This window comes from Butyrivibrio sp. MC2021 (genome assembly GCF_000621605.1).
GTDB lineage: Bacteria > Bacillota > Clostridia > Lachnospirales > Lachnospiraceae > Butyrivibrio.
Genome location: NZ_JHXX01000003.1, coordinates 18,958 through 45,824 on the forward strand (window position 1 = coordinate 18,958; position 26,867 = coordinate 45,824).

Here is a 26,867-nt window from a genome sequence, read left to right on the forward strand (position 1 = left end):
TTTCAAACCCTTTTGATAACCTTGGGATCCCAGAGAACCCGTAGGCCCTTCTTTCTGATCTCCTCACAGAACTTAAGGTTCATCTCCATTATGGCCTCATCAGTCATAGTTTTGAAATAGCTGTCGTTTTCCCCTTTTCCGAAGAAGCTGTCACTATACTTTGTTCCTGTGATCTCTTCATACACAGGAATAAACTGAGAGCTGACACTAATGCATCTGACATCTACCGCAGCACAATTCTGCTGAAGTACGGCTCTGTGCTGAGGTCCGCCGCTAAAGCCCTCCGGAAGCCTGTCGTAAACCACGGTTCCGTCTTTTTTATAAATACCTCCGCAGATCCTGCCCTTTTTATCCAGGAGCTTGCCGCCTATGCAGCCCACATCCTTCCTGGACTCAAAGAAGTCTCCGGTATAATTGAGTCTGTAAAAGCCAAGGTGACGCAGAGACTCAGCCTCGGCTGCTATCTTGTTCCTTGCGCAAAAATCAGAAAGGGCCCTCTTGCCCGCCTCATAGGCATAGGTCTTGCTGGCTGGATTGGCCGCAGTTGAACCGCGGTGGCATCTCCAGTGATATAAAACCTTGCTGATATGGGCAATCTGGCCGGAAGCCGCAGGCATGGAAAGCGCCGCTTCACCGCAGGCCCTGAGGAACAGGTCATAATCCTGGGCTCCGTCATACTTGTCACGAAGCTTCAGTCTTTTTATCACATCCGCTCTCATGACGGTAAAATGGCAGATATAATTATTGGACATAAGATAGTCCATATTAAAAGAGGGTTTGATATGGGGTTCATAATAAACGCCTCTTGTATCGTCGTATTTATCCTCATCGGAATATATAAGTCTTATGGGGCAGTCCGAATACCGGGCCAGCTTGTTGGTCTTCATGCTCTTTCTGATGACCTTGGACACCTCATACAGAGCATCCGGGGTCAACAGATCATCATGATCCAAAAGTCCCACATAATCACCGGAAGCCTTCTCCAGGCCCCTGTTTGTATTGATCGAAATTCCTTCGTTGGTTCCAAGATGATAGTACTTAATTCTCGGATCCTTCCCCGCATATTCCAGCGCCATGTCGGAGCTGTTCATGGAGGCGTCGGCCAGTACCAGTTCCCAGTCGCCGTAGGTCTGGGAAATCACCGACTCTATCATTTCCTGTAAATATTTCTCCGGTGTGTTGTAAAGAGGCACCACAATGCTGAATCTGACACAGTTGCCATCTTTTACCAGAGCCTTATATTCCTGTCTCTGCTCGGAAAGAACTTCCTCGGAAAGGGGCAGGAATCTGTATCTGTCCCGGAGCTTGTCTGATATTCTCTCAAAGGCAGCAAAAAATGCGGCCTTAGCACCATTGCGTTTAGCATATGCTATTGTTTTGGAGGCCGCATTTTTTATACCCATTTTGGTTTTTCCTTTTACTGTCCTATTACTTTTTTAACTGCATCGGTTAATTCATCCTGAAGCTTGGCTGCATCCTCAAGGTTCTTACCCTTAACACCCATGTAGAACTTGATCTTGGGCTCTGTTCCTGAAGGTCTTGCGCAGCACCAGGAATCGTTATCCAGTGCAAAATAGAGAACGTTGGATACAGGAAGTCCTGTCTCGCCCTCTTTGCCGGTGGCCATATCAACGGTCTTGCCGGTCTTGTAATCTCTGAACTCTTCTACCTTCCAGCTGCCGAACTCCTTGGGAGGATTGCTGCGAAGTCTGTCCATAAGAGCTGCGATCTGCTCAGCGCCCTCTTTGCCCTTCATGGTGATGGAGTACTGGCCCTCCTTGTAGTAGCCATAGTCCTCATACATGTCGATCATAGCATCCCAAACGCTCTTGCCCTGCTTCTTGTAGAAAGCAGCCAGCTCGCAGAGCATCATAACCGCAACAACGGCATCCTTATCTCTTGCGTGGGTTCCTGCAAGGCATCCGTAGGACTCCTCAAGGCCGAATACATAGTTGTAGGACTGGCCGTTCTGCTCGAAGAGCTTGATCTGCTCGCCGATGTACTTAAAGCCTGTAAGAACCTCGATGTAGTGAAGACCGTACTTGGATGCTACAGCCTTAGCCATATTGGTGGTAACGATTGTTGTAACAAAAGCAGGGTTGGCAGGCATTGTGCCTGTTGCCTTGCGCTCTCTTAAGATATAATCGCCGATGAGCATTCCGGACATATTTCCTGTAAATGCAACATATTCACCGGTCTTGGTATCCTTGGCATAGATTCCCAGTCTGTCTGCATCAGGGTCGGTTGCAAGAACAATGTCTGCATCCTTCTCTTTTGCCAGCTTGAGAGCAAGCTCAAAGGCCTTGGGATCCTCAGGGTTGGGATATGCCAGTGTTGTAAAGTTGGGATCGGGCTTCTCCTGCTCGGGAACAACGAATACGTTCTTGAAGCCAAGCTCCTTCAGTACTCTCCTTACAGGAAGGTTACCTGTTCCGTTGAATGGTGAATAAACAATGGTGAACTTATCAGCCATCTCATCGATAACGTCCTTGTGGATGATCTGCTTCTTGAGCTCAACCATGTACTTGTCATCTATCTCTTCGCCAAAGGAGATGTAAAGTCCCTGTGCAATGGCATCTTCCTTGGACATAGTCTTAACTTCAGCATAATCTGTGATGGCAACAACCTCAGAAATGATACCTGTGTCATGAGGTGGTGTTACCTGAGCGCCATCCTCCCAGTATACCTTGTATCCGTTGTACTCAGGTGGATTGTGAGATGCTGTAACCATAACTCCTGCGATACATCCAAACTCTCTGAGAGCAAATGAAAGCTCAGGAGTAGGACGAAGAATATCGCTCACATAAGCCTTGATTCCGTTGGCAGCAAGGCAAAGTGCTGTCTCATCGGCAAATTCCGGAGAAAATCTTCTGCAGTCATAGGAAATTGCCACACCCTTCTTGGCCGCATCCGGTCCGCCGTTCTTCTTGATATAATTGGCAAGTCCCTGGGTTGCCTTTCTTACGGTGTACTTGTTCATTCTGTTGGTACCGGCTCCGATTACCCCGCGGAGTCCGCCTGTACCAAACTCAAGCTCTCTGTAAAATCTGTCCTCAACCTCTGCCTCATCATTCCTGATGGAAAGCAGCTCTTTCTTGGTCTCTTCGTCAAAATACGGATCGTTAAGCCAGTATTCCAACTGTTTCTGTGCGTCACTCATTCCTTTTCCTCCTCATTAAACGCTGTATATAATGCATTATAACACAGGGAATATCTCACTGTGTGCGTAAACTTGAGTATCCTTCCACGTTCAGGCTGAAATCACTTCTGTCCAGGGAGAAATTTGGATTGTAATAGGGATCTCCCTTGTCCAGAACAGCCTTCCACTTGGTGCGGAAGTGCTCTGATTCTGATTCGTAGCGCTTTGCGTTCTCACCCTCCAGATCAAGACCTCTTGAAAGGGATTCATAGTGATACAGCTCCGCAAAAGGTGTAAATACGTTGAGATATCCTTTTTCTCTAAGCTTCAGACAGAAATCCACGTCGTTGAGGCTCACTGCGAAGTCCTCGCCAAAGCCACCAACCTCATCATACTTGGCTCTGCTGACCATAAGGCATGCACCGGTAACAGCGCTGACATCCTGAGCGTAGCAAAGTCTGCCCATATATCCCAGGTTCATTCCGGCCTGTCCGTAGTGTGAATGGCCTGCTGTTCTGTGGGCTCCCAGCTTCAGTACAACGCCGGCATGCTGGATCTTTCTGTCGGGGAAATAAAGCTTGGCTCCAACCGCACCCACATCGGATCTCTGAGCATACATAAGAAGCTCTTCCATCCAGTTCACGGTGATGACCTGTGTGTCGTTATTTAAAAGAATGATGTACTCTCCGTCGGAGTGCTGTACACCGTAGTTAACTACAGCTGAATAATTAAATGCTGGTCTGCTGCCGTCGGGATTCAGGTGCTGACCGTTCTCGTAGTAGTCCACTACCTTCACAATATCCTTGAGAGAGCCGTTACGAAGTTCATCATAATAGCCCTTGATATCAGAACCCTTGCTGCCGTTCTCAACTACAATGATCTCGTAATTGTCATAAACTGACTTCTCATAAATGGAATCTATACATCTCTTGAGGTCTTCCTTGTGTTCACAGGTGGGAATAACTATTGAAATCTTGGGTGTTCCCTGAACCTCATAGGTGATCTTGAAAATTGTCTCAAAGGCCCTGGTGCTGGTGATCTTGAAATGGTCATAGCCGTGGCGGCGAAGATGATCCGCAACTGCTCCCTTGGCTGCATCGATGGCGTAGGGCTTGGCATTAATATCGGATGCTACGCTGCCCGCATGGGATCTCCAGTAATAAAGAAGCTTGGGCACATGAACGATATGCTCTGCTCTGTCCGTAAGACGAAGGATCATATCGTGGTCCTGGCTTCCGTCAAACTTGGTTCTGAAAAGCTCAGTGCCGTCAAGGAGAGTTCTCTTGAACACACTGAAATGGCAGATATAGTTGTTGGCCCTGAGATTGTCTATAGCATAGTCAGGCTTAAAATGCATGGTGATCATCTTGTTGATGTCATCACCCTTGAAGGTGGTCTCATCACAGTAGATATAATCAGCCTTCTCCTCATTGATAGCCTTCACATACCAGTAGAGAGCCTCGGGATGAAGGATATCATCATGGTCAAAAAGTCCGATATACTCCCCCTCTGCCAGTTCAAGGCAGTGGTTGGTATTTCCGGAGATACCCTCGTTCTTTTCAAGCTTCATGTAAGAGATCCTGCAGCTGCCGTCGGGGCGAAGGGCCCTCTTGTCAGCCTGAAACTCTTTTACTATGGAATAAACAGTGCCGATGTGCTCGGAATCTGAGCCGTCGGCCAGGCAAAGCTGCCAGTTGTTATAGGTCTGATCAAGGCAGGAGCCGATCATATCCCTCAAAAATCTCTCGGGAGTGTTATAGAGAGGAACAAGGATGGAAATCAGGGGCCTGTACTCAAACTTGGTCTCCTGCTGCATCTTCCTTGTGGCCTCATCAGGAAAGCTCTCTGTGCCGTAGTGAGTCATGGCCTTCTTCTCGATCTGCTTGTATTTGATCTTGGCTATAACCCCCTTAAGGGAGCCCTGATTGCGAACTCTGTCCCTCTGTCTGATGACCCAGTGCATGGTATTTCTTGCAGGGGTGCTGGCCTTCCAGATGGGGTTATTCTTGATCCTGTCCAGCTTGAACTGGAGCTCCTGGTTCTTGTCCTCCAGCTCAGCTATGCGCTGTGCCAGGTCTGCACTCTTTAGTTTTTCCCGCTCGTAGGCGGCCTTAAAATCTTTATCGTCTGCCATGGTTATCCTTTATTCTTAATATATTTGGAACCCAATTGATTAACTTGAGTCTGCTTGTCTTGTCGATGGCGAGCATGCCTATCTGGTAGTATCCCGGAGGGAGCAGCCCCTTTTCGATCTTGAGCTTGTAGCCTGTAAGATCCACATTCACCTGATCCTGAAGCCTTACTCTGATGTCAGGCCTGTACCAGGTGTAGACAGGGAAGCTGTATACCTTGGGACCCACAGGTCCTGCTCCGTCCTCATAGCGCTCCACCAGACGAAGGAGAAGTTTCCTTTCAAAAAGAGCATTGTCAGAGCCGATCACAAAGCTGTAGCCCTTGAGATAATACCCCTCTGAATTGCCCTCGGCGGTGACGCCGTAAAGCCAGTTGTCCAGGGTGCCGTTGTACTCACAGCCTACTCTCAGGCACTGATCCTCCCTGGCTCCCTTGATGCCCTTGTCATGGATACTGACTGTGGCATAGGGAATATCCTCCACAGGAGTATAGTCCTCCCTGGGGATAATGGCGGAAATAGTCTCATCCTCTGTAAGATGAGGGCTGTAGAAGGGATCCACGTTGTAAAGATGGGCGTGGCGTCTCATAAGGGTATCGCCCTCCACCGCCAGTCTCTCCATCTTCTTGGGATCCAGGTTATCCAGTCCTCTGGAAAGAGACTCGTAATGTCTTAAGTAGATATGGTTACAGCAAAGGTTATAATAACCTTTTTCAAAAATGCTGTAGCAAAAATCCACATCATTAAAGGCCACCTTGAGCTCCTCGGGGAATCCGCCCACATCCCTGAACTTCTGCCTGCTGATCATAAGACAGGCGGCAGTGGCTCCGATGGTGTTGTGGATACCTCTGTTGTAGCCGAAATAGTGGCTCTTGTTATCATGCATTTTCTGCAGCTTGTGCACGGGGCCCCGCCTTACGTTGGCGATGCCGGCATGCTGGATAAGATCCGTGTCGGGATAAATGAGCTTGGCTCCCACCGCACCCACATGCTTAAGCTGGGCCTGGGATACCATCTCACGAAGCCATCCTTCCTTCACCGCCTCAATATCATCATTGAGGAAAAGAAGGTACTCCCCCATGGTATTCTTCACGCCCTTGTTGCACATGGCTGAGAAATTGAACTCGTCCAGTTTGTATAAATAATTGATCTTTGTAAGACCGTTTTTCTTAGGAATTTTACCGATGAATACGCCGTATCTGACACGGTTCTTGGCATCGCTTCCGTTGTCCAGAACCACAATATCATAGGTGATATTGGGCTCCCCTCCGGTGGTCTCGACAATGGACTCGAGACATCTCTTTAAGACCTCCGGATGATCCTTGGAAGGAATGATGATAGAAACCGTTGTAGGCTTAAGCAGCATATGTCTTGAATTGTGGTAGGCTCTTCCGTAGAAAACATCCTGCTCGGGATTTCTGTGGAAAAGCACCTCTCTTATATGGCCCACAGGAAATTCAAGACCGGTTCTCTTGGCAAAGGCATGCTCATGAAGAGCAATCATGCAAAAAAGAACGTCCGCTGACAATAAAGATGCTTCCAGTCCCACCTGCTCCGGTGAATTGCGCTTGTTGGAGGTTCCTCCAAGCATTCTGACAGCGCCGTCGTATTCTCCTCCGGAGGCATGCATGACAGAAGCACGGCAGGCAAAGTAGCTGCCGATGTAAAATGCGTTAAGATATGAATCCGGAGACCAGTCAGGCTTAAAGAAAGGATGGATGTATTTTCCTCCCTTTCCTATCTCATCCTCGTCTCCGTAAACAAGGTTATGCTCGGGATGTGCGATAAAATACTGTCTGACCACCTCTGTGGCTCTCCTGGTGAGCTTGCCCTTGGGGCTGACAAAAAGGTAAATCATATTTTCGTCGCCCTTGTTTTCCGATACCTCCCAGACCTTGGCATAGGGTATCACCTTGATCTTGGGCTCCGGAAGCTTGTGTGGCACGATCTCTCCGGACTCCAGAGTCTCATAGCTCACAGGTGCCTCAGCCGTGATCACATTCTGCTTCTCAATGGCATGCTGCCACTTATCATAGGCTGAAGACTTGGCATTTACCGCTTTTTTGTATTTAGTTGTTCTGCTCTTTACAAGAGCAGCCTTGGCTAAATCTTTAAGCATAACCCCCTTGATCACTCCTCGTCATCTCTAAAATAGCGTTCCTCACGCTTTTGTATGATCTTTTTTCCAATCCTCTTGATCAGATTCTCCACCGGTGGCTTCTCCACCTTCTGATTCTGCTGTTCCAGAGATTCCACAATGGCTGTGGCGGAAACTGCCGGAATAAGAGTTGTTATAAGCTTGACCTTGAGATGGTTTCTCTCCATAACGCTCAGGCTCTCGCTTGTAAGACCGAATTCAATGTTCGGATCGTTTGTATCAAAAATCATGGAATCATCCGATATCCATTCCCCGTTGACCGGATGAATTGAAACGTCCACATCACTGTCTGAAAGGCTCTCTCCGTTCCAGCTGGCATCTGCGATGGTCACAAGACAAGGTGCAAAAGCGGGATCTATTCTCACTGTCCTGCACTTGCTGTCCACTCTGATATCCAGTTCAACAGTGCTGTTGTCGTCATACTGTTCCTCAGGGAAAATGCTCTCATCCTCTGAGTAGCCCTCTCCTTTATCAAGATAAACCTGAAGGCAGTCAGCGGGTCTTGCGGCCTCCACCTTGGTGGTGATGTCCTTGGGAACAATGACCTTTCTGCCTATCTTTTTCCAGATCTCCACCATGGACATTCTGTTGCCGGTGACATATTTCTGGAAGGCATACTCCTCTTCGATAAGGGCCTTGATGTCCTCTTCGGAAAGTCCGAGACGCTTGAAAACAGGCTTGGGATCGAATTTTTCTCTCTTTCTGTCCTCAAGTCTGTAGCAGTACAGCGCCCTCCAGACCTGCTCCCTGGGAGGAATGCACTTACCATAGGTCCACTCATAATCTATTATAGTCCAAATAGGGCCATTGACCATAACATTTGAGAAAATAAGGTCATAATCGGATACAGGATATTTCTCCTTGTAGCTGATTCTTCGGATATATTCGTTCAAAAGGGCGTTAAAGCCCTCCATGTCATCCTTGTCTATGCACTGATCAAGAAGAGAAGCCAGCGGAACTCCGTTCACGAAGGAGAAAATGGCACAGCCTTCCTGCTCATTTATCTGGCAGTCGTTGATCTCCAGGTCACCGCCTCTGAATTTCTCCACAAGGCCCACATAAGCATCCCTTATGCTGTAGACATGCTCTTTGGCAGCCTCTGTAAGAGGATACTTCTTGATGATCCTGCGGCCTGCCCTGTCAATGGCGATGTCCGTTCTTATCTTGAACTCATCAACTCTGTCATTGCTGTATTTGCTGTAGATGGTGTCAAAACCGGGACCTAAGATAACCTCAAAGGAATTGGCAAATTCAGGATACATTCCGTCCTTAACCAGGTCCTCATAGGCGTGCTTCTCGTTAAAAAGCACCAGTCTGTCCCTGTCATAGTTTCTGACATTGTCCTGAAGCTCCCCGAACTTGGGAAGATATGAATCGGAGTGAAGAAGAGTCATCAGCTTGTAATCCGGGTATGGATAGTAGAAGTGATACTCGTTCATTCCGCATTTTTTGAAAATATTGATAAGTCCGTTGCGGGTAAAGGTCTTGGCAACACTGTCTGAGGAATAGCCTTCTATTCCGCTAAAGTAGGTTCCAAGATGATCCTCTGCGCAGCCTGCAAAATACTTAAGTCCGAGACGGTTCTCAATGGCGATAACGATTCTTCCGCCCTTCTTAAGATGTCTTCCCATCATACGAAGGAACTTCTCGTAGGGGTTATCTGTTCCGATGTATCCCTGACCATATTCAAAAACGCCGATAAGGAAAATATAATCGAAGTCCCTGGGAAGGTCCGGTTCCACGTCTCTGAAATTGCCCACATGGATAGTAACGTTGTCGCAGTCACTGTTTCTTGTGGCATTGATCTCGGAACGTCTCCTGGAAAGATCACAGGCAACAACGGTTCCTGCCTTCTTGGAGAGCATGCCTGTTATGGCGCCGCAGCCTGAACCAACCTCCAGAACCTTGGCCTTTTTATCCATGGGGATCCACTCAACGATGTTGGCGCGCTGCTCGGAAAGATGATAGAGAATTGGCCAGTTGCCCCTCTCCTCTATTACCTTGTTATATTCTTCCTTCTTGTATTTTTTGACAATCTCAAGAAGCTCGTTCTCAATAGCTCCGTCACTATAGAGATCGACTCCGGAATAATGTTTGAAATTCAGCGTAACCTTTCCAATTTTAACTTCTTCCTGCATTTTATCCCGTTCCTTCTCGGAGCCTTTTACTTTGCGTCTTCCACCTTGCAGGTTGAATTCATGTCGTAATAGCCCACGGTATTTTTGTCGGAAACAACTGTGATGTTAAGTGCATCATAAAGTCTGTGATACACTGTAAAATCGTTCTGTTTAAATCCGGTAACTCCGAAGCTGATAAGATACTCTCCCCCCTGAAGCGACATGTTCTGGGTAAAGGTTATCTCCTTAACATCCCCCGCCTTAACAGGCTCAAGGAATGCCTTCTCCACCATGGAGTTGGTGCCGGTTATCTCAATTCCCATGATGTTCTTGAAAGTAAAGGCAAAAATAGGTGCCTGAACATCCTGGGTAAATCTCACCTTCATATGAACAGCAAAGTCTGTTCCCTTGATAATGGAGCTGGTGCGAACTCCCTTGGAATCCGTAACAAAGTACTCCTCGATGGCAGCTGCTCCGTCGCCGTATTCAAGGGTATCCGGGTTCACCGAATCAGCCTTGGAAGCCTTATTGTCAGCATCCTTTTTAACCTTGTCGCTGGCCTTCTTGTCAGCAGCGGCTGCGGCCTCCCTGATCTCTTCATCATCAAGAAGATTATCCACTTCGCTCTTAGGCAATGGATACTGTCCCACAAGGACCTGCTTGTAGATGTCGATCATCTTCTTGGGGGTTCCTTCTCCCAGAAGTACGCCCTGATTCAGAAGAACCGCTCTGTCACAGTATTTGCTGATACTTGAAAGATCATGGGAAACAAAAAGAATGGTCTTTCCCTGTTTCTTAAACTCTTCAAACTTGTGATAGCACTTGGCCTGGAAGAATACGTCTCCTACGGAAAGTGCCTCGTCTACGATAAGGATCTCCGGATCGATATTGATGGCAACGGCGAAGGCCAGTCGCACAAACATACCGCTGGAGTAAGTCTTCACCGGCTGATATACATAATCGCCTATATCAGCAAACTCCAGGATGGAATCCAGTCTTTTTTCTATCTCCTCCTCGGAAAAACCGATCATCATACCGTTGAGGTAGATGTTGTCGATGCCGTTGTACTCCATGTTAAAGCCGGCACCCAGCTCCAGAAGAGCTGAAATATGGCCGTCCACATTGACCTCACCCGCAGTTGGAGAAAGAACTCCTGTGATGATCTTGAGGATAGTGGACTTACCGGAGCCGTTGGTTCCGATGATACCCACAGTCTCGCCCTTGCGGATAGAAAGACTTACATTGTTGAGAGCCAGGTGCTCCTTGTACTTCTTTTTTCTCGCAAGACCCAGTGAATCCTTCAGCCTGTCCATGGGTTTATCATAGAGCTTATATGATTTCGTGAGGTTTTTTACCTCAATAGCTATATCTTTTTCCATTCATGCTCCAAAAAGTAATGCTAATATCAAAGAATGTCTGCAAAATGCGGCTTGGACTTCTTGAAGATCAGGGCTCCTATACAGAAGGTTGCCACCACAAAAAGCCAGAAATATGTTGAAGAATAAAAATGCTCAAAGAACCATGTGTCACCGTAGATGGCGTTGCGATAGCCCTCAACGATATAGGTCATGGGATTGAGCTTGATCAGCCACTTGAATTTGTCCGGAACGATCTCAATATTCCACAGGATAGGTGTGTACCACTGGAACAACTGAAGTCCGATATTGATGATCTGCAGAAGGTCCCTGAAGAACACAACTATAGCACAGGTGGCATAGCTGATGGACAATACCAGAATAAACTCACACCCCATATAATAAATAATCTGCAACCAGTAGATATTAGGATAATAACCATAGATGCAGGCGATTATCATAAGAACACAGATAAAGAAAATGTGAATGAACATAGCTGCTATTATCTTAATAATTGGCAGTATGCTTATCTTAAACAGCACCTTTTTTACCAGATAGTTGTACTCCAGCAGCGATGTGGTTCCGTTGGTAAGCGCTTCTGTAAAGAAAAACCAGGGAACAAGACCGGTGGTAAGGAAAAGAACATAGGGAACTTCAATTCCTCCTGAAACCGCCTGGGCTCTCTGATTGAAAATAATATCAAATACAATATAATACATGCAAACAGTGACCACCGGCTGTGCCAGTGCCCACACTATGCCCATATAAGAGCCTGCATATCTTTTTTTGAAATCATTGACGGCCAGCCTTTTAATAAGCTTCCTGGAATTCCACAGCTCCACCGGCAAAACGGTCAGCTTGTCATACCAGAAGAAAACCAGTATGCAGCTCACAGCGATAAGAGTGCATCCGCAGATCTTCTTGAGCATCTCTGTATGCGGATCTGCCAGGGGGTTGTTGTGGAGAATCAAAAGAAGTGCCAGAGCAATCGCCAATACATAGAAAACGCCCAAGCCTACATGCTTGGGAAGTTTCTTAAGTCCGGTATTCAATATTCCTTGATTCCTCCCCATTTTGTATCCTTATCGGAAAAGATAAGTTCTACTCCATCCTGAAGGGGCCACTCAATACCAATATCAGGGTCGTTCCACTTAAGACCGCCTTCATCATTAGGATGATAAAAATCGGAACATTTGTAAGCAAACTCTGCATAATCAGAAAGAACCAAAAAGCCATGGGCAAATCCCTTGGGAATAAAGAACTGCTTCTTATTCTCTGCTGAAAGCACTACTCCAAACCATTTACCGAAGGTCTTGGAATCCCTTCTGAGGTCAACGGCCACATCAAAAACCTCGCCGTTGATACATCTTACAAGCTTGTCCTGAGGAAATTCCTTCTGGAAATGAAGTCCGCGAAGAACGCCTCTCTTGCTGGCTGACTGGTTGTCCTGAACAAACTCCACATCAATGCCTGCATTGACAAAATCGTTCTTGTTGTAGGTCTCCACAAAATATCCTCTCTCGTCGCCGAATACCTTGGGAGTGATGACCTTAAGGCCTTCTATCTCACATGTTTCTACTGTTATCTGTCCCATTACAAATATCTCCAAAAAATTATTCTTAATTACCGGCGCCGGCTGCAGAAGCTCCCTCTATAGGCACAACCGCCGGAAGACTGGACATGGCGCCGCTGATATCGAAGCTGGCTTCATCCCCGGGGTTCTCCAGCTGGCCGACTACGGCCATTCCTGTACCCTGAATGTCGTCCTCCGATATAACATAGGCTGCCTCATCCTCATCTGAAATTGAAGCAGAAGCGGCTGATTTCTTGATGACTACAACGGAAGGAATCTTCTCTGTCTCGTCAAAAAAGTCCTCATCATATAAAAATCCGTTGAGATTCTCGCCGATCTGCTCTCCGTAAGCTTCTTCGGGAAGTGACAGTGAAGTCTCCTCAGCGCTCACGGCTACCGCAGCACTTTCACTTTTTTTCCCGAGAAGTCCGTTAATTCTGTCCGCGTTGGTGGCATAGACTATTACAGCGATAAGAGCGAAAACACTGATTATCACCAGAAGTGCCATTCTGAACACTTTTGAATCCATACCTGTCCCCCTTTAGTTCGCTAAGTGCTCACAGCCCGTTAGCAACTTCTACTAAATACTTACCGTAATCTGTCTTCATAAGAGGCTCGGCAAGCTTAAGAAGCTGCTCCTTGGTAATGAAGCCTCTCTTGTAAGCAATCTCTTCGATGCAGGAAATGTATAAGCCCTGTCTCTTCTGGAATGCACATACAAAATCTGCGGCATCAAGCAGGGAATCGTGATTGCCTGTATCAAGCCATGCAAAGCCGCGGCCCATGGTCTCAACCCTGAGTTCGCCGCGATTAAGATACTCGTTGTTGATGCTGGTGATCTCAATCTCGCCTCTTGCTGAAGGCTTAACATTGGCGGCGATATCAACAACCTTGTTGTCATAGAAGTAAAGGCCCGGAACAGCATAGTTGCTCTTGGGATGCTCGGGCTTCTCCTCGATGCTGATAGCCTTGCCGTTCTCATCGAACTCAACAACGCCATAAGCTCTGGGATCTCTTACATAATATCCGAAAATAGTAGCTCCGCTCTCTCTTGAGGAAACCTCTCTGAGGAGCTTGCTAAAGCTCTGACCATAGAAAATATTGTCGCCAAGTACAAGGGCCACAGAGTCCTTGCCGATAAAGTCAGCACCGATGATAAATGCATCGGCCAGACCTCTTGGCTGCTCCTGAACAGCATAAGAAAACTGCATTCCCAGCTGTTCACCGGTTCCGAAGAGCTCCTCAAACATAGGAAGATCTCTTGGAGTTGAAATGATAAGCACCTCTCTGATTCCTGCAAGCATCAGGGTTGAAAGAGGATAATAAATCATGGGCTTGTCATATACAGGCATCATCTGCTTGGACATTGCCCTGGTAAGAGGATAAAGCCTGGTTCCTGAACCGCCGGCTAAAATAATACCCTTCATATAAAAATCTCCTTATAAAATAGGCTATCAGCGATTGCTGTACATTGATTCATAGTACTTCTCGTAGTCACCGCTGGTAACGTGCTGGAGCCACTCCTGGTTCTCGAAGTACCACTTGATGGTCTTTCTGATACCTTCCTTGAACATGGTCTCAGGCTCCCAGCCCAGATCTCTCTTGATCTTGTCAGGGGCGATGGCATATCTTCTGTCATGACCCTTTCTGTCTGATACATACTTGATAAGATCGTAGGAAATGCGTGCCTTTCTGGGATCTGAATCATCAAGCTCTTCTCTGAGAACATCGATGATGGTCTTAACGATCTCAATGTTCTGCTTCTCATTGTGTCCGCCGATGTTGTAGGTCTCGAAAAGCTTGCCCTTCTCCTGAACCATATCGATGGCCTTGGCATGATCCTCAACAAAGAGCCAGTCACGAACGTTCTTGCCGTCGCCGTATACAGGAAGATCTCTGCCTGCAAGGGCATTGTTGATGTGAAGAGGAATCAGCTTCTCAGGGAACTGATAAGGTCCGTAGTTGTTGGAGCAGTTGGTAATATTTGCAGGGAACTTATATGTATCCATATAAGCCTTAACAAGCATATCTGAGCTAGCCTTACTTGCTGAGTAAGGGCTGTGAGGATCATATGGTGTATCCTCATAGAAGTATGCATTGGGATCCTCAGGAAGGGAACCGTATACTTCGTCTGTACTTACATGGAGGAACTTCTTGCCCTCCTTGAATGTTCCGTCAGGGAGCTCCCATGCCTTTTTGGCAGCGTTCAGCATTGTAGCTGTACCAAGAACATTGGTCTGAACAAATACCTCAGGATTGACAATAGATCTGTCAACATGGCTCTCTGCAGCAAAATGAACAACTCTGTCGATGTCATTCTCCTCAAATATCTTGTTAATGGCATCTCTGTCGCAGATGTCAGCCCTGATGAAGGTGTAGTTATCTCTTCCCTCAACATCCTTGAGGTTCTCAAGATTACCTGCATAGGTAAGCACATCCACATTGATGATGCGGATCTCGTTGTCGTACTTCTTAAACATATAATGAATGTAGTTAGATCCGATAAATCCGGCGCCGCCGGTGACCAGATAAGTTCTCATTTAGTACCTTCTTTCCAAAAAATCAAATTTTTACCGAAATAGTATACCACAATAATTTGTCAAATTTAATAGCAAATATTCATATCCACGTTTCCGCTTATTCCTGACACCCTTCCCTTGGAGGTATACTGCCACATATCGTAGCGTGAGCCGCTGTAGCTGACCTCCTTGGCGTACTGGGCAAGCCAGATGTTATAGTTGGATATCTGTGATGTATTGATGTAGCTGGTAAGCCAGGCCTTGTTGGCATAGACACCGGCCTTATAGCCTGCGGACTGAATGGTTCCGCAGAATGCCCTGATGTTGGCTGTTCTCTGGGAGACGCTGATCTGGTCGCCTCTTCCGCCGCTGGCCTCCACATCCATATAAACAGGAAGCTGAATGCCGTATCCGCTAAGAAGATTGATGACCATGGAAGCCTCCTCAACGGCCTCAACCTCATCCACAGCCTGGGAGTAATAATACACTCCGACTCTGAGACCTGCTCCGAGAGCGCCTCTGATGTTGGTCTTAAAGGTAGGATCCTCAACCATAACTCCGGTTGAATAACCTCTGTATCCGCATCTGATGATGGCAAAGTTAACTCCGGAGTTCTTGACTGCCTTCCAGTCGATGCTTCCGTTGTGCTTGCTGACATCAATACCGACTGTGGGAGCAGATTTTGCAAGGACTCCGTCGGAGCCGAATACATATTTTACATGGTTGATGACCTGCTCGCCGGTAACATAATTGCCGCTGTTGTCAAAAAAGTAGGTTCTTCCGTCGATGGTTGCCCAGCCGTGATAAACCTTGTTGGTGTTCTCAACCTTTTTGTAGAAAGACTTATATTCGGAATAGTCCGCATAGGTGGCAACTCTGTAGCTTCCGTCCTTCTCCATTACATAAAGAGTGTTGCCGTCCTTGTCCTTGAGTTCCTGGTGAACTACGGTAACGTCGATAACTGCATCTTCATAGCCTTCAGCGGATACCGTGATCTTGCAGGTTCCCTTGCTTACTGCTGTTATGGTGCCGTCATCGGCAACCTTGGCAACGTTCTTGTCGCTGGAGCTAAAGAGCAGCTTAAGTCCGGATTCCTTCGCCTTGATCTTCTTGGTCTGTCTCTCATAGAGAGTAAGGGTCTGGATCTCGATGGGAACCACGCCGCCATCGGTTCTTTTTACAACTGTTACTTCTACCCTGGCCTCCTCATAGCCCTTGGCTGTAACCGTGATTGTGGCGGTTCCTTCGCCCACGGCTGTGACATTACCCTTTTTATCAACCTTGACAACATCCTCGTTGTCAGAGGAATATTTGCACTTAACAGAATCCTCTGTGCATTTGATCTTGGCAGTTTCCTTCACATAAAGCGAAAGACTGTAGGTCTCCAGAGGAACCTTTTTAATCTCCACCTCTTCTTCCTGCTGCTCTTCCTTCTTGGTGACTGTTACGGATACATACGCATCCTTGTAGCCCTCTGCGGAAATTGTGATGGTGGCGCTGCCTTCTCCCGCACCGGTGAGTCTTCCGTCTTCATCAACATATACCACATCTGAATTGCTGGTGGAGAAATATAACGTAGCATCAGCGCTGGCTCTGATGGTGTCTGTCTCGCCCACTACCAGGCTGTAGCTGGTCTTATCAAGACTTATTTCCTTGGGTTCTTCCTCTACCGGCTCCTCTTCCCCGGGTTCTTCCTCCCCGATATCATAGGTGAGCTCCGCTGAGGCTGAATCCGTTGTAAGGCTCTCGGAAAATCTTGGAAGCTTGGAAACAGTGACCCTGGAGGATCCGCTGGGCTCCGGTACATCTTCCTTTTTAACTTCCTTATAGGTGACGGTGCCGTCGCTCTCCCCGTCCTTAACCCAGCTCTCGCCGTCCCAGTCCACGGTGTCCTGGAGCTCTGACTCGGTCTCCTGGCCTCCCTTGGCTTCTTCCTTGGCTACATTGATCTGGGACTCATCCTTGATCTCGTTCTTGACATCAACAGCCTTCATCTCCACGGTGTCTTTTACCTTGATGGTCTGGGTGTCAAGACTCAGCTGATAATCCTCGTATCCGGCAGGAAGCTCCTTGGGTGTGATCTTGTAGGTTCCTGCGGTGAGTTTGGTCTTGTAGATGATACCGTCTCTGTCGTGGTCATCATAGGTGACTGTAGTGCCGTCAGGGTTTACAACCTTGATCTCAAAGGGCACGTTGCCTATGAGCTTGTCTGTATCCGTATCAATAAATTTAACCTTGATATCGCTCTTGATGGAAGTGAGGGTCACCTTCACCACGGTGGCGGTCTTCTCCTCAACAACTTCCTCCTCTTCCTGCTCTTCTTCGCTGATAAGCTCCGCTGCCATCATCTTGGCTTTCTGGGCATCCGCAATGGCTATAAGTCCGCTCTGACCTACAACCTGTACCTCAGCCATGGAGGTTCCCACCTCTGCAAAAGCAGAGAGCTCATCATTCTTGTTCATGGCAGTGGAATAAAGAATAGCTGTCACAGCAGCCCCTGTTATAAGAAGAATCGCGAAAACTGCTGCGATACGCTCAACAGCAGAGGAATTCTTTACCGCATCCAGGAACCGGGAAAGCACAAGAGCGGCCTTGTTCTCCTTGCCGGAAGGCCTTCTGCCGTTGCCTGAAGACCTGTAATTGCCGCGACCGTATCCTCGGGGAGAATCCTCATCATCCTCGTCCTCATCGTAGTCCTCGTCCTCATAGTCGTCATCTACGTAGTCGTCTTCGTATTCTTCCTCGTAGTCTTCTTCCCTGTCGTATTCCTCGTCAGGATAGTCATCTTCGTCATCATCCGAAAACTCGTAGTCCTTCTCCTCCTCAGGCGCTTCCTCCACAGCGTTCTGTCTGGCAGCGCTCTCTCTGGCAGCGGACTTTTCGTAGTACTCCTCCATTTCCTCCTGGGAGTACTCCTCGTCTTCATATTCGTCTTCGTAATCTTCCTCTACGTAGTCCTCTTCATCTTCTACGTAGTCCTCATCCTCTTCGTAATCATCATCTTCATAGTCCTCAGAGTCATAATCCTCATCAGACTCGCGATAATCCATGTCGTCATCATAGTACTCATCCTCGGGAAAGTCCTCCCGACGATTCCTGTCCTTATTTGTACCGAATAAATTCAAAACCTTTTTCATAAAAAACATCTCCCCAAAAAGCTCGAAAAATAAACATACCTATAAAAAATTTTAACATTTCTGCGCTATATCAGCAAATTTGCGCCCCTCCCTCACCCGAGAGCGTAGAAAACAGCTATGCCTCCAAGGATCATCACCATGCCGATAAGCTTTTTTGCTGTGAATTTCTCCTTGAAAACAAGTCTTGAAAGAAACATAACAATGATATAGCCAAGGGGCTCCATGACCACAACCCCCATGTATCCCAGGCCGTCATAGCAGAAGATTGAAATGACCATGGATACCATCAGCATTCCGTAGCCGCCGATGACCAGTACATTCAGATATTCCCTGATAAAGGAGGGATACTCCTTCTCGGCACTCTTTTTAAGAAGGATCTGGGAAGTGGAAGCAATGAGCTCAGCAAGGATCATAAGAAGGAAAAATATATTCATTCCGCCACCTCACTGTTCATCACCATAACTCCGATTACAACCAGGACCACGCCCACCACCTTAAAGGGGGTAATGCCGTTGTGGAAAAGAACAAAGTTCCATACCAGAGACCACATCAGTGTCAGAGCCTTGTTGGCATAGGCTATGGACAGCTGGAACTTCTTGATCATCTGCTGCCAGATAAGGGCATAGGCCGCCAGGATTACAAACTCCAGTCCAAAAAAGAGTATGTATTTAAAGGATAAAAACTCATGCTCGGAAGCGAGCTTGGCAGCCACAGTGGACAGGGAATAAACCACCACCGCGCTCTGAAGCTGCAAAATATCTATAATTCCTAATTTTTTCTTTTTCATAATAACAACCTGTTAATCTCTCTTATATATAGCAGACACGAAGTGGTCTGCGATGTGCTCATTACATGCGGCATTGGTGTGGATGTTGTCCAAAAGCCAGCCCGAGCTGTTGTCCTCATGGACTGTTCCGTAGTAGTTATCTATAAAGGAAACTCCGTTGGCTCCGGAATTGTCGATCATAAACTGCAGATAAGTGGTGAGCTTGCCGTTTCCGAAGTCATATCTGTCGCCGCTCACAAGGGCTCCCGTGGAGTCATAGGCATAGCACATGGTAAAGGACATGCATATGATCCTGATGAAGGGATATTTCTCCTGTATCCTCTTGATGCCGTAGTTAAGGGCTCCGCTGTAGGTGACGGTATCCTGGTCGTTGTCCGGATTCATACCGATCCTGAGCTTGAGATAGTCCTGGGCATCATAGAAGATAACCAGAGTGTCCACGGTGTTAAAATCGATATCGTTGAGCTTTCTGGCGTGATCCTCATAGGTATAATCATCAAAAGCAGAGGCCCCGGAGATAAGCTCATCAAAGCTGTCATTGGCGATGCAGTCCGCAACATTCTTAAAGCTGTAGCGGTCTGCGGGATAATCCTCTGAAAAATCGGCATTCTTAAGGGCCACCGTTGTATCCGGGAATCCGCAGTTGTAGCAGGTGGCTCCCAGCTTTTGCTCTATCTGTCCCACAACGCCGGTCTCCTTCTGGTCATAGGTGATGGCATCATTTCCGAGGAAAAGGATGGTCTCTACTCCGTCGTCCTCGTGTCCCGCCTTCTTATCCTCCGGCAGAACAAAGATTTGATCAAGGATCTCAACCTCAGCGTCAACTCCTGTTACGCCCTCAGTCTCCACGGTTCCGCTGTTCCACTTGATCAGCTTGTAAGCAGAAAAGCCGATGACCAGGACAATTACTGCCAGGACCGAAACATGGACCCACATGGGGATCTCAGAAATAGATATTTCCTTCTTATTTCTGTTATTCTTACTCATACCTTAATCCTTCCTGAATCAAATATTTTTTTACCAGTCTTTTGAAAAAAGTGAGTCAAAATCGAAATTCTCAACGGTATGCTTCATCTTTTCCAGTTCATTTTTCATCTCATCCATGGAATGGATCTCATACATACCATTACTAAAGCATTCTACCATAAATCTGTTTATCTCGGGTTTGTAATGGGAGTAGTCCGCGTAGTTGTTGAGGTCTGTGACTTCCTCCATGGTCTGGAAATAAAACAGATGAACATTGTCATACTCAAGGAGCCTCTCCGCAATGTACTCGTACTGGGAGAAGGTGGCGTCATAGGAATTCTCCCGCATAACGTTGTGCCAGTAGAGAATACTGTAGGGCGGGAAAAAAATGTAAAACTCCGTGTCGGGATTCTCCTCAATAAAAGGAAGAATATTTACCTCCAGATTCTCCTTGGTCTTGGGATAAACCATGTCCCAGGTCACAACCTCAGGGTTCTGCTCCGGCTCTTCATAGGTGTGCATGACCCATTGGATGTTGTAGTACTCCGGGGTCCACCAGCTAAAGTAGATCTCCGACAGATCAGAGCCCTTTTTCTGAATAAGGGGCCTCATTATGTACTGAAGAAGCACGTCCTTGTTAAGCAGATATCTGACGTCGTTCAGATAATTGTCATCATAGAGGTACTCAGGCAGCGGATACTTGGTGGTATCGATGTCCGCCGTCATGGTGGGCACGTCCATTGCAAGAAATACCGCCTTCACATCACTGTTTTTTCTGGCCAGGGTTCCTCTGTCAAAGACGATGGATAAAATATTGTAATCATCCCTGGGGTAGGCCCCGCTGTAGCTGAGCTTCTTTGTATCAAGCCCCATGAACTCGTTAAAATCATCTGTGTCAAAATTCACAGTCATGGAGGAGCCTATAATGCAGGAATCATACTTCATATTGGTGGCCATGCCGGGGTTCTGGCTCAGCTGATTGTCCACGATATAGGGAAATCCGCTAAGGGGCTCATGATAGTGAAAAAAAGGATCCACATATATGACCAGGGCGCTGCAGAAAGCAAAAAACAGAAGAAGCGCCACCAGAAGGCCGATAAAACAGCGCTTTCCTATGCAGTTTTTATCTTTATAATCCTTCATAGTTTCCTTTCAGATCAGAAATTCATATATAAAAAGGTGCTGACTCCCGCAAAGCTCACAATGCTCCAGGCAAGGAGCACAAAGGTAGCAAAGGTGCTGCCAAGGCCGATCTTGCAGGTCTTTACCCTCTTAATGGCATTTTCGTTAAAGAATATTATGAACACTGAAACCAGCAAAAATCCCCAAAGGCACACATCCCAGGCAAAGCTCAGCTTCATCACAGGAGTGACCTTGAGAATGTACCAGATCTCATCCAGCTGGAAGCAGGAGGAAAAACCTGCTGCCAGGGCCTTTTTGCCCCCGGTGAGCATCCTTACAAAGAGCCCTGCGGCATCTCTTACTGTGTCTGCTCTGAAGAACACCCAGGCCGCCGTCACATAGGCAAAGGTTAAAATAGTCTTGATTATTCTTACAGGAAGGCTCCCTTCCTTTATCTCTTTTTTATTTCCCATGAGCATTCTCGTGATCACATAGAGCACGCCATGCATGGCTCCCCAGACAATAAAGGTGAAGCCGTTTCCGTGCCACAGACCGCTTATAAGGAAAATGATCATAAGGTTTATATAGGTTCTGGCAACGCCCTTGCGGTTACCTCCAAGGGGTATGTAGATGTACCTTGTAAAAAAGCCCGTGAGGGTGATATGCCATCTTTTCCAGAAATCAATGATGTTGACTGCTCTGTAGGGCGAGTCAAAGTTAAGAGGAAGCTCCATGCCCATCATCATGCAGATTGCAGCCGCCACGTCGCAGTAGCCGCTGAAATCAAAGTATAGCTGGAAGGAATAAAACACCGCGGTGAGGACAGCCTCAAGACTTCCAAGACTCTGAAGGGATGAGTATCCATAGTCCACCGCAGCCCCGAAGGTATCCGCCAGGATCACCTTCTTGAAAAGTCCAACGGAAAAAAGCAAAAGTCCCCGCATAAGAACGTCCCAGTCAAGGCTTCCCTCAAAGAACTTCTCCTTTTCCCTGTCAAAGTCCTCATATCGCATCAAAGGGCCCTGAAGGAGTTTTGGGAAAAACAGGATGTAGAGAAGGTAATCGGATAACACAAAGGGCCTTTTCTCCTCCTGCCTATGGTGATCCACCAGAAATGAAATCTGATTAAAGGTATAAAAACTTATGGCTACAGGGAAAAATACACCGGAAAACTTGAAGCATAAGAGCATAACACAGTTGCCGGCAATCCCCGCTGTCAAAAGAGCTTTTTTACCCTTGCTGCCGGAAGCTCTGTCTGAAAGAAACAAAACCGCAAAGTTAAATACAATGCTAAAGAGCATCACCAGCAGGTTCTTTATCCCAAAAAGGCCATAAAAAAGAAAAGAGGCTGCAAGGCAGTAGTAGGTAAGAACTTTTGCAGACTCCCTTTTCGTTCTGAGTACGGATCTTATTATGTAAAATCCCACCATAAACAATGGCAGGAACAAAAGCACAAATTCGTAAGAGTTAAAAAGCATAAAAATCTTCCCCTGTGATCAAACCCAGAATTTCTCCACGGGCTCTTTCATATTCGAATCAGTCAGCTTTGAAAAAGCCTGCTGATCCTGTAAAAGAAGGTGATAAATGTGTACGGCATAATTTATATCATGAATAGAAACGCCGATATTGTAGGCCAGTATTCTCTCCCTGTCAGACTCTCTGCCCGGGGCCCTATTGCAGACAACATCGCAGACCTCTGCAAAACTTTTAAACCTTGAAAAGTTCTTAAAGTCCTGTACATGACCTGTGTCGTCAGCAAACACCTTATCAAAGAAAAGGTCGCAGTTCGTAAAGCCTCGTGTATGGATAGGAACCACTAATACGCCCTCGTCAAACCAGTCATCCCGGGCTATATCATCTTCAAAATAGGTAGCACCGGAAACCACCACCTCTGAGCCCTTGATACACTCCTCTACAGAATCAACGATCCTGAACTCTATATTATCAAAGTCTTTAAACCTATCGGCAAAATCCTCTGCCTGGTCCTTGTAGCGAAGAAGCTTTACCACAAGTTTTCTGTCTGTGATCATGGATGCAAGTATCAGCATGGTAGTCCTTGATACGTTGCCAAGGCCGATAAATCCAAGGGTGGTAAAATTCTTTTTTGCAAAAGTAAGAATTGAATGAACCGCCACTGCTCCTGTTCTGTAGGCAGTTATCCAGTTGCCGTCCATAAGGGAAAGAAACTCGCCGGTCTGTGCGTCAAACAAAAGAATCTTACTGTCAAGGGAAGGCCTTCTTTCAGGATATCTGGTCACCACCTTGACGCCTCCCATCTTACCGTAGGGAGTATCTATTATACCGGGCATGACATTGCAAAAAACATTGCCGGGAAGATTCATATGAGTCTTGGCAGGGAGAAAAGCTGCGGCTTTATCAGCGATCATCCTCTCTGTCCATTCATAACAGACCCTTGGGGAAATCTTCAAATTTGCAATATCTTCAAATCCAACTATTTTCATAGATCAGTTTCCTATTTCTTCCTTCAGTGCAGCAAGCAGAATATCATTATCCTCAGTGTTTCTTACCGCCAGGCGAAGGTAATTGTGGCCATTGGTCTTGGTGGTCAGTTCCTTGATAAGAAGGTTATGCTTTATAAGCAGCTTTTTAAGAAGCTCTTTAGGTGAAATATCATCATCCAGTTGTACCATCACAAAATTAGCCTGTGAAGGGATCACCCTGACCTTGTTTATTTTTGAAAGCTGCTCTTCAAATCGCTTTCTCTCATCCCTGAACTTCTTTAAAGCCTCTGAATAGTCCTTCTTGTACTTTTCTTCAATCTGCATGTAAAACTCCCCAAAGGAGTTGATATTCCAGATCGCCACATCTTTTTTCATGGATGCAATGACCTTGATATCGCCGGATGCCAGAACCCCGAGCCTCAGTCCCGGAACTCCATAGGATTTGGAGATGCTCTTCATCACAAAAAGATGCGGGTTTTCTGAAAGAATACTCTGCTCAATAAGCGTGTTATCCGGCTCATCGGAAAAATCCGCAAAGGATTCATCTATGACAAGCTTTATGTCCCTTTCTCCCGCCCAGGAAATAAGGCGAAGAAGATCCTTTTTAGGTATATAGTTGCCACTGGGGTTATCCGGGTTAACTACCACAAGGTTCTTAATATCCCTGTCTGCAAAAAAGCTAATGATATCATCACAGGTATAGGAATAATCCTTGTTTTCCGGCACATAATTAACAGAAGCTTCCGTGTCATAGCGGTTCGGATACTCATCAAAGGTAGGACGGATAAATCCTGTTTTGCCTTCAAAGTTCTCCATAAGGCTCTTGATCAGCTCTGCAGCACCGTTGCCCACAAGTATATTCTCAGTATGGACGCCGAAATTCTTGGCCGCCAGAAGGCTGTTCACACGCATTCCCGAAGGATACTGTGTCAAAAGAGTATCGAAATTTGCCCTGATCTCATCCTTCATCTTCTCCGGAGGATAATATGGGTTTACCAGATAGCAGAAATCCAAAAGCTTAGGGTATCTCCAGTATCCGCCATAGCGTCCCTGAAGAAGTCTTACCTTCTCATCTTCATCCGGAGTGAAGATCGACTCTGCGATATCCAGGTCCTGAATATCGTCAATCTCATACCACCTCTGGCCATCAAGTCTCTTGGCCCTGATCTCGGGATCATCCAGCATGGTTATAACTCTAAGCACCTGTTCGTAGTATTCGTTCTGTCCGAGAGCAGCCTGATATGCCAAAAGGAACGGTACATAGTGGGTCTGTGAAAAGTGCCTGCTGAATTTATATATATTTACAGTTTTGTAGTAATCCTTTATCTCGTTAAATTTGAATTTTTTACCGGGAATAAACGCCTCGATGCTGTCATCCTCAGAGAGTTTGACACAGGTTCCGTCCATCCAGGCTTCATACTTGTCAACAAGGGCCAGTGTGGGCCTTTGATCCTCTATAAGAGCATCAAGAACACTGTCCTCAAATATAAGATCTGATTCAAAAAGAAGTGTATCCTCTTTCAAAAGCCAGTCGCTTGCAAGGGACAATGAATATATATTGTTGGTCCTGTCATAGATGGGGTTATCGATAAACTCAATCGGTGTCTTTATTCCCAGAGTTCCGATATAGTCGATCAGTTTCCTGCCCTCATAGCCAACAACGATAACTATTCTTGACAAATTCTTTTTTTCAAGCTGGCCAAGCATTCTCTCTATCAGAGATACTCCGTTGACCTTTACCATACATTTTGTATTATTTTGGGTGAGTTCTTTTAATCTCTTACCCATTCCGGCTGCCAGAATTATTGCCTGCATTATTCGTTTTCCTCAAAGTGTACTATTCCCATCTTTTTGGGTGTCATATAGTCTCCGTAGACGAGCCTTAACTCCCTGTCATAATCTTTGGGACATGGGAACTTGTCTTTTTCCAGAAGGACCATGGTGGCTTCCTCGTAGGTATCAAAGTCGTACAGTGCCTGAATTCCAAAGGCAAAATTACTTGTGAACCTGCAAGGGGTCTTAACGTTTTCGTATTTTCTCTGCTGCCTGTCATACATTCCGATAAGCTTTTCCAGAGAAAAAAGTCTGCCCATCAGACAGATAAAAAATATTCCAAGCTTCTGAGCACCTTTATAGTCCTTATAATCTATTCTTTCCCTCTTCGAAATGCTAAGGGCATGTATCACCTTCAGCTTAAAATACATTTTCTTAAGGGCTTTGCCATCCGGTATGCGGTCCACAAGAAAAACGTCCACCGCAGGGTGATTCTGAAGGCTTCCTGCCTCTTTCAGAATGTACTGCGTGTTTATTATTCTTGGAACGAAATCAAAGAAATAGGGCTTGTTATCTATTGGCTCTGTGAACTTATAGGGCGCCTTAAGATTTGCTTTCATGGCATTTTTAAAGCGCTCATAATCTTCTCTCGTGACCTTTATGTCTATGTCATCATCCCAGGGGATAAAGGCATTGTCTCTAACAGCGCCGATTTCTGTCCCAAAAGCAAGAAAATAACGTATGTCGTTCTCTTTACAGATCCTGTCAACCTCCAGCAACATGTCATAAAGAATATTGTGAAGCTCGGTTATCGATTCTGCTTTTTTCATATTAATCTTCCATCAATTCTCTAATATTTCGGAATCCGCATAGATTATGTATTTGCCCACGGTATCCAGAACCTTAAGGCCAAACTCAGTAAGGTCCTTGTCTATTTTTCTGTCATTTGCCAGGATGATATAGCTGCACTTGGTCTCCCTGGTGGCCTTCAAAAGCTCCTCTGCGTCTATGGTCTCAGGCTTTTCCATAACCTCGTATACAGGATTGTAGTAGTCCCACTGGGGAACCACCATCTCGCGACCGTAGGGCATAAGTATGTTTGTGTCATACTGTCTCACAAAATGCACCAGATCTGAAGGAAAAGCAGCTCTTACTCTGGGCTGTCCCTCGTCAGGCTTGATCCTGTCGCAGATCTCTATTACATCATTTGGGATGTGATACAGGTTCTCCGCCACAGAGACGTACTGATTGAGATAAACCAGTGAGCCGGTGCAGGCGATAAGGGCAAGGATCACCACAAGAGCGATTCTTGCAACAGCTTTTTTCCCGAAGGACACAATGAGCTTGCAGGCCGCATAACCGATGACCACATACATGGGAATCAGCCACAGAACCCTGTAGTAGGTATCGCCATCCTTATTAACCACCGCCACATATACGATCTTGGTCACAGGCACGAGAAATCCCGCCAGAATAAGGATCGGAATCACGCCCAACATGATTTTCTTTTTGATATTTTCTTCTTTTATTACCAGGTAAAGAGCTGCTGCCAGAAAGATCAAAAGCAGAGCCCAATTTCCGCCGTAAAGTTTAAGGGCCACCCAGCATTCCATAAATATTCCGTACAT

Annotated in this window: 21 protein-coding genes; all 21 read right to left on the bottom strand. The window is 46.5% G+C overall.

Features of this window, described 5'->3' with window-relative positions; all coding sequences use genetic code 11:
* Positions 1-2: 2 nt before the first annotated feature.
* The gene (locus T359_RS21490; protein ID WP_051545144.1) at positions 3-1,403 is read right to left on the bottom strand and encodes a glycosyltransferase family 2 protein; all 1,401 of its coding nucleotides are present in this window, start codon (positions 1,401-1,403) and stop codon (positions 3-5) included.
* A 14-nt stretch (positions 1,404-1,417) separates the two neighbouring features.
* Positions 1,418-3,160 (bottom strand): phospho-sugar mutase, encoded by a 1,743-nt coding sequence (locus T359_RS0108230; protein ID WP_026517056.1) that lies wholly within the window; start codon positions 3,158-3,160, stop codon positions 1,418-1,420.
* 55 nt (positions 3,161-3,215) lie between these two features.
* A complete protein-coding gene (locus tag T359_RS0108235) occupies positions 3,216-5,273 on the bottom strand; it encodes a glycosyltransferase family 2 protein (RefSeq protein ID WP_035784065.1) in 2,058 nt (685 codons plus the stop codon).
* On the bottom strand, positions 5,260-7,389 hold the full coding sequence (locus T359_RS0108240; protein WP_155840053.1) for a glycosyltransferase: 2,130 nt from the start codon (positions 7,387-7,389) through the stop codon (positions 5,260-5,262). Before T359_RS0108240 ends, T359_RS0108235 begins: the two co-directional genes overlap by 14 nt.
* An 11-nt stretch (positions 7,390-7,400) precedes the next feature.
* Positions 7,401-9,566 carry a class I SAM-dependent methyltransferase gene (locus T359_RS22140; protein WP_081795506.1) on the bottom strand — a complete coding sequence of 722 codons (2,166 nt, stop codon included), beginning with the start codon at positions 9,564-9,566 and terminating at the stop codon, positions 7,401-7,403.
* A 26-nt stretch (positions 9,567-9,592) separates the two neighbouring features.
* Positions 9,593-10,924 (bottom strand): ABC transporter ATP-binding protein, encoded by a 1,332-nt coding sequence (locus tag T359_RS0108250; protein WP_026517059.1) that lies wholly within the window; start codon positions 10,922-10,924, stop codon positions 9,593-9,595.
* Positions 10,925-10,950: 26 nt separating this feature from the next.
* Entirely contained in the window at positions 10,951-11,952 is a 1,002-nt protein-coding gene (locus T359_RS0108255; protein WP_242839066.1) for an ABC transporter permease, read from the bottom strand.
* Positions 11,949-12,494, bottom strand: a complete 546-nt coding sequence (rfbC, locus tag T359_RS0108260) for a dTDP-4-dehydrorhamnose 3,5-epimerase (RefSeq protein WP_026517061.1) — start codon at positions 12,492-12,494, stop codon at positions 11,949-11,951. The genes T359_RS0108255 and rfbC overlap by 4 nt, the downstream gene beginning before the upstream one ends.
* 25 nt (positions 12,495-12,519) lie before the next feature.
* Positions 12,520-13,002: a hypothetical protein gene (locus tag T359_RS0108265; protein ID WP_026517062.1), complete on the bottom strand. Its 483-nt coding sequence runs from the start codon at positions 13,000-13,002 to the stop codon at positions 12,520-12,522.
* Positions 13,003-13,030: 28 nt separating this feature from the next.
* Positions 13,031-13,900, bottom strand: coding sequence for a glucose-1-phosphate thymidylyltransferase RfbA (rfbA, locus tag T359_RS0108270; RefSeq protein ID WP_026517063.1), 870 nt, complete (start codon positions 13,898-13,900; stop codon positions 13,031-13,033).
* A 27-nt stretch (positions 13,901-13,927) separates the two neighbouring features.
* Positions 13,928-15,013: a dTDP-glucose 4,6-dehydratase gene (rfbB, locus tag T359_RS0108275; protein ID WP_026517064.1), complete on the bottom strand. Its 1,086-nt coding sequence runs from the start codon at positions 15,011-15,013 to the stop codon at positions 13,928-13,930.
* Positions 15,014-15,078: 65 nt separating this feature from the next.
* Positions 15,079-18,129, bottom strand: a complete 3,051-nt coding sequence (locus T359_RS21495; RefSeq protein WP_051545146.1) for a GH25 family lysozyme — start codon at positions 18,127-18,129, stop codon at positions 15,079-15,081.
* 92 nt (positions 18,130-18,221) lie between these two features.
* Positions 18,222-18,563, bottom strand: coding sequence for a hypothetical protein (locus tag T359_RS0108285; protein ID WP_026517065.1), 342 nt, complete (start codon positions 18,561-18,563; stop codon positions 18,222-18,224).
* Positions 18,560-18,916: a transporter gene (locus T359_RS0108290; RefSeq protein ID WP_026517066.1), complete on the bottom strand. Its 357-nt coding sequence runs from the start codon at positions 18,914-18,916 to the stop codon at positions 18,560-18,562. Before T359_RS0108290 ends, T359_RS0108285 begins: the two co-directional genes overlap by 4 nt.
* A gap of 12 nt (positions 18,917-18,928) precedes the next feature.
* Positions 18,929-19,903: a hypothetical protein gene (locus tag T359_RS0108295; RefSeq protein ID WP_026517067.1), complete on the bottom strand. Its 975-nt coding sequence runs from the start codon at positions 19,901-19,903 to the stop codon at positions 18,929-18,931.
* A gap of 30 nt (positions 19,904-19,933) precedes the next feature.
* The gene (locus T359_RS0108300) at positions 19,934-21,025 is read right to left on the bottom strand and encodes a hypothetical protein (RefSeq protein ID WP_035784067.1); all 1,092 of its coding nucleotides are present in this window, start codon (positions 21,023-21,025) and stop codon (positions 19,934-19,936) included.
* 14 nt (positions 21,026-21,039) lie between these two features.
* Complete coding sequence (locus tag T359_RS0108305) at positions 21,040-22,482, bottom strand: MBOAT family O-acyltransferase (RefSeq protein WP_026517069.1); 1,443 nt, start codon at positions 22,480-22,482, stop codon at positions 21,040-21,042.
* Positions 22,483-22,500: 18 nt separating this feature from the next.
* Entirely contained in the window at positions 22,501-23,466 is a 966-nt protein-coding gene (locus T359_RS0108310; protein WP_026517070.1) for an ornithine cyclodeaminase, read from the bottom strand.
* 3 nt (positions 23,467-23,469) lie between these two features.
* Complete coding sequence (locus T359_RS0108315; protein ID WP_026517071.1) at positions 23,470-25,281, bottom strand: aminotransferase class I/II-fold pyridoxal phosphate-dependent enzyme; 1,812 nt, start codon at positions 25,279-25,281, stop codon at positions 23,470-23,472.
* Positions 25,281-26,069 carry a LicD family protein gene (locus T359_RS0108320; protein WP_026517072.1) on the bottom strand — a complete coding sequence of 263 codons (789 nt, stop codon included), beginning with the start codon at positions 26,067-26,069 and terminating at the stop codon, positions 25,281-25,283. Before T359_RS0108320 ends, T359_RS0108315 begins: the two co-directional genes overlap by 1 nt.
* 12 nt (positions 26,070-26,081) lie before the next feature.
* Positions 26,082-26,867: a hypothetical protein gene (locus T359_RS0108325; protein WP_026517073.1), complete on the bottom strand. Its 786-nt coding sequence runs from the start codon at positions 26,865-26,867 to the stop codon at positions 26,082-26,084.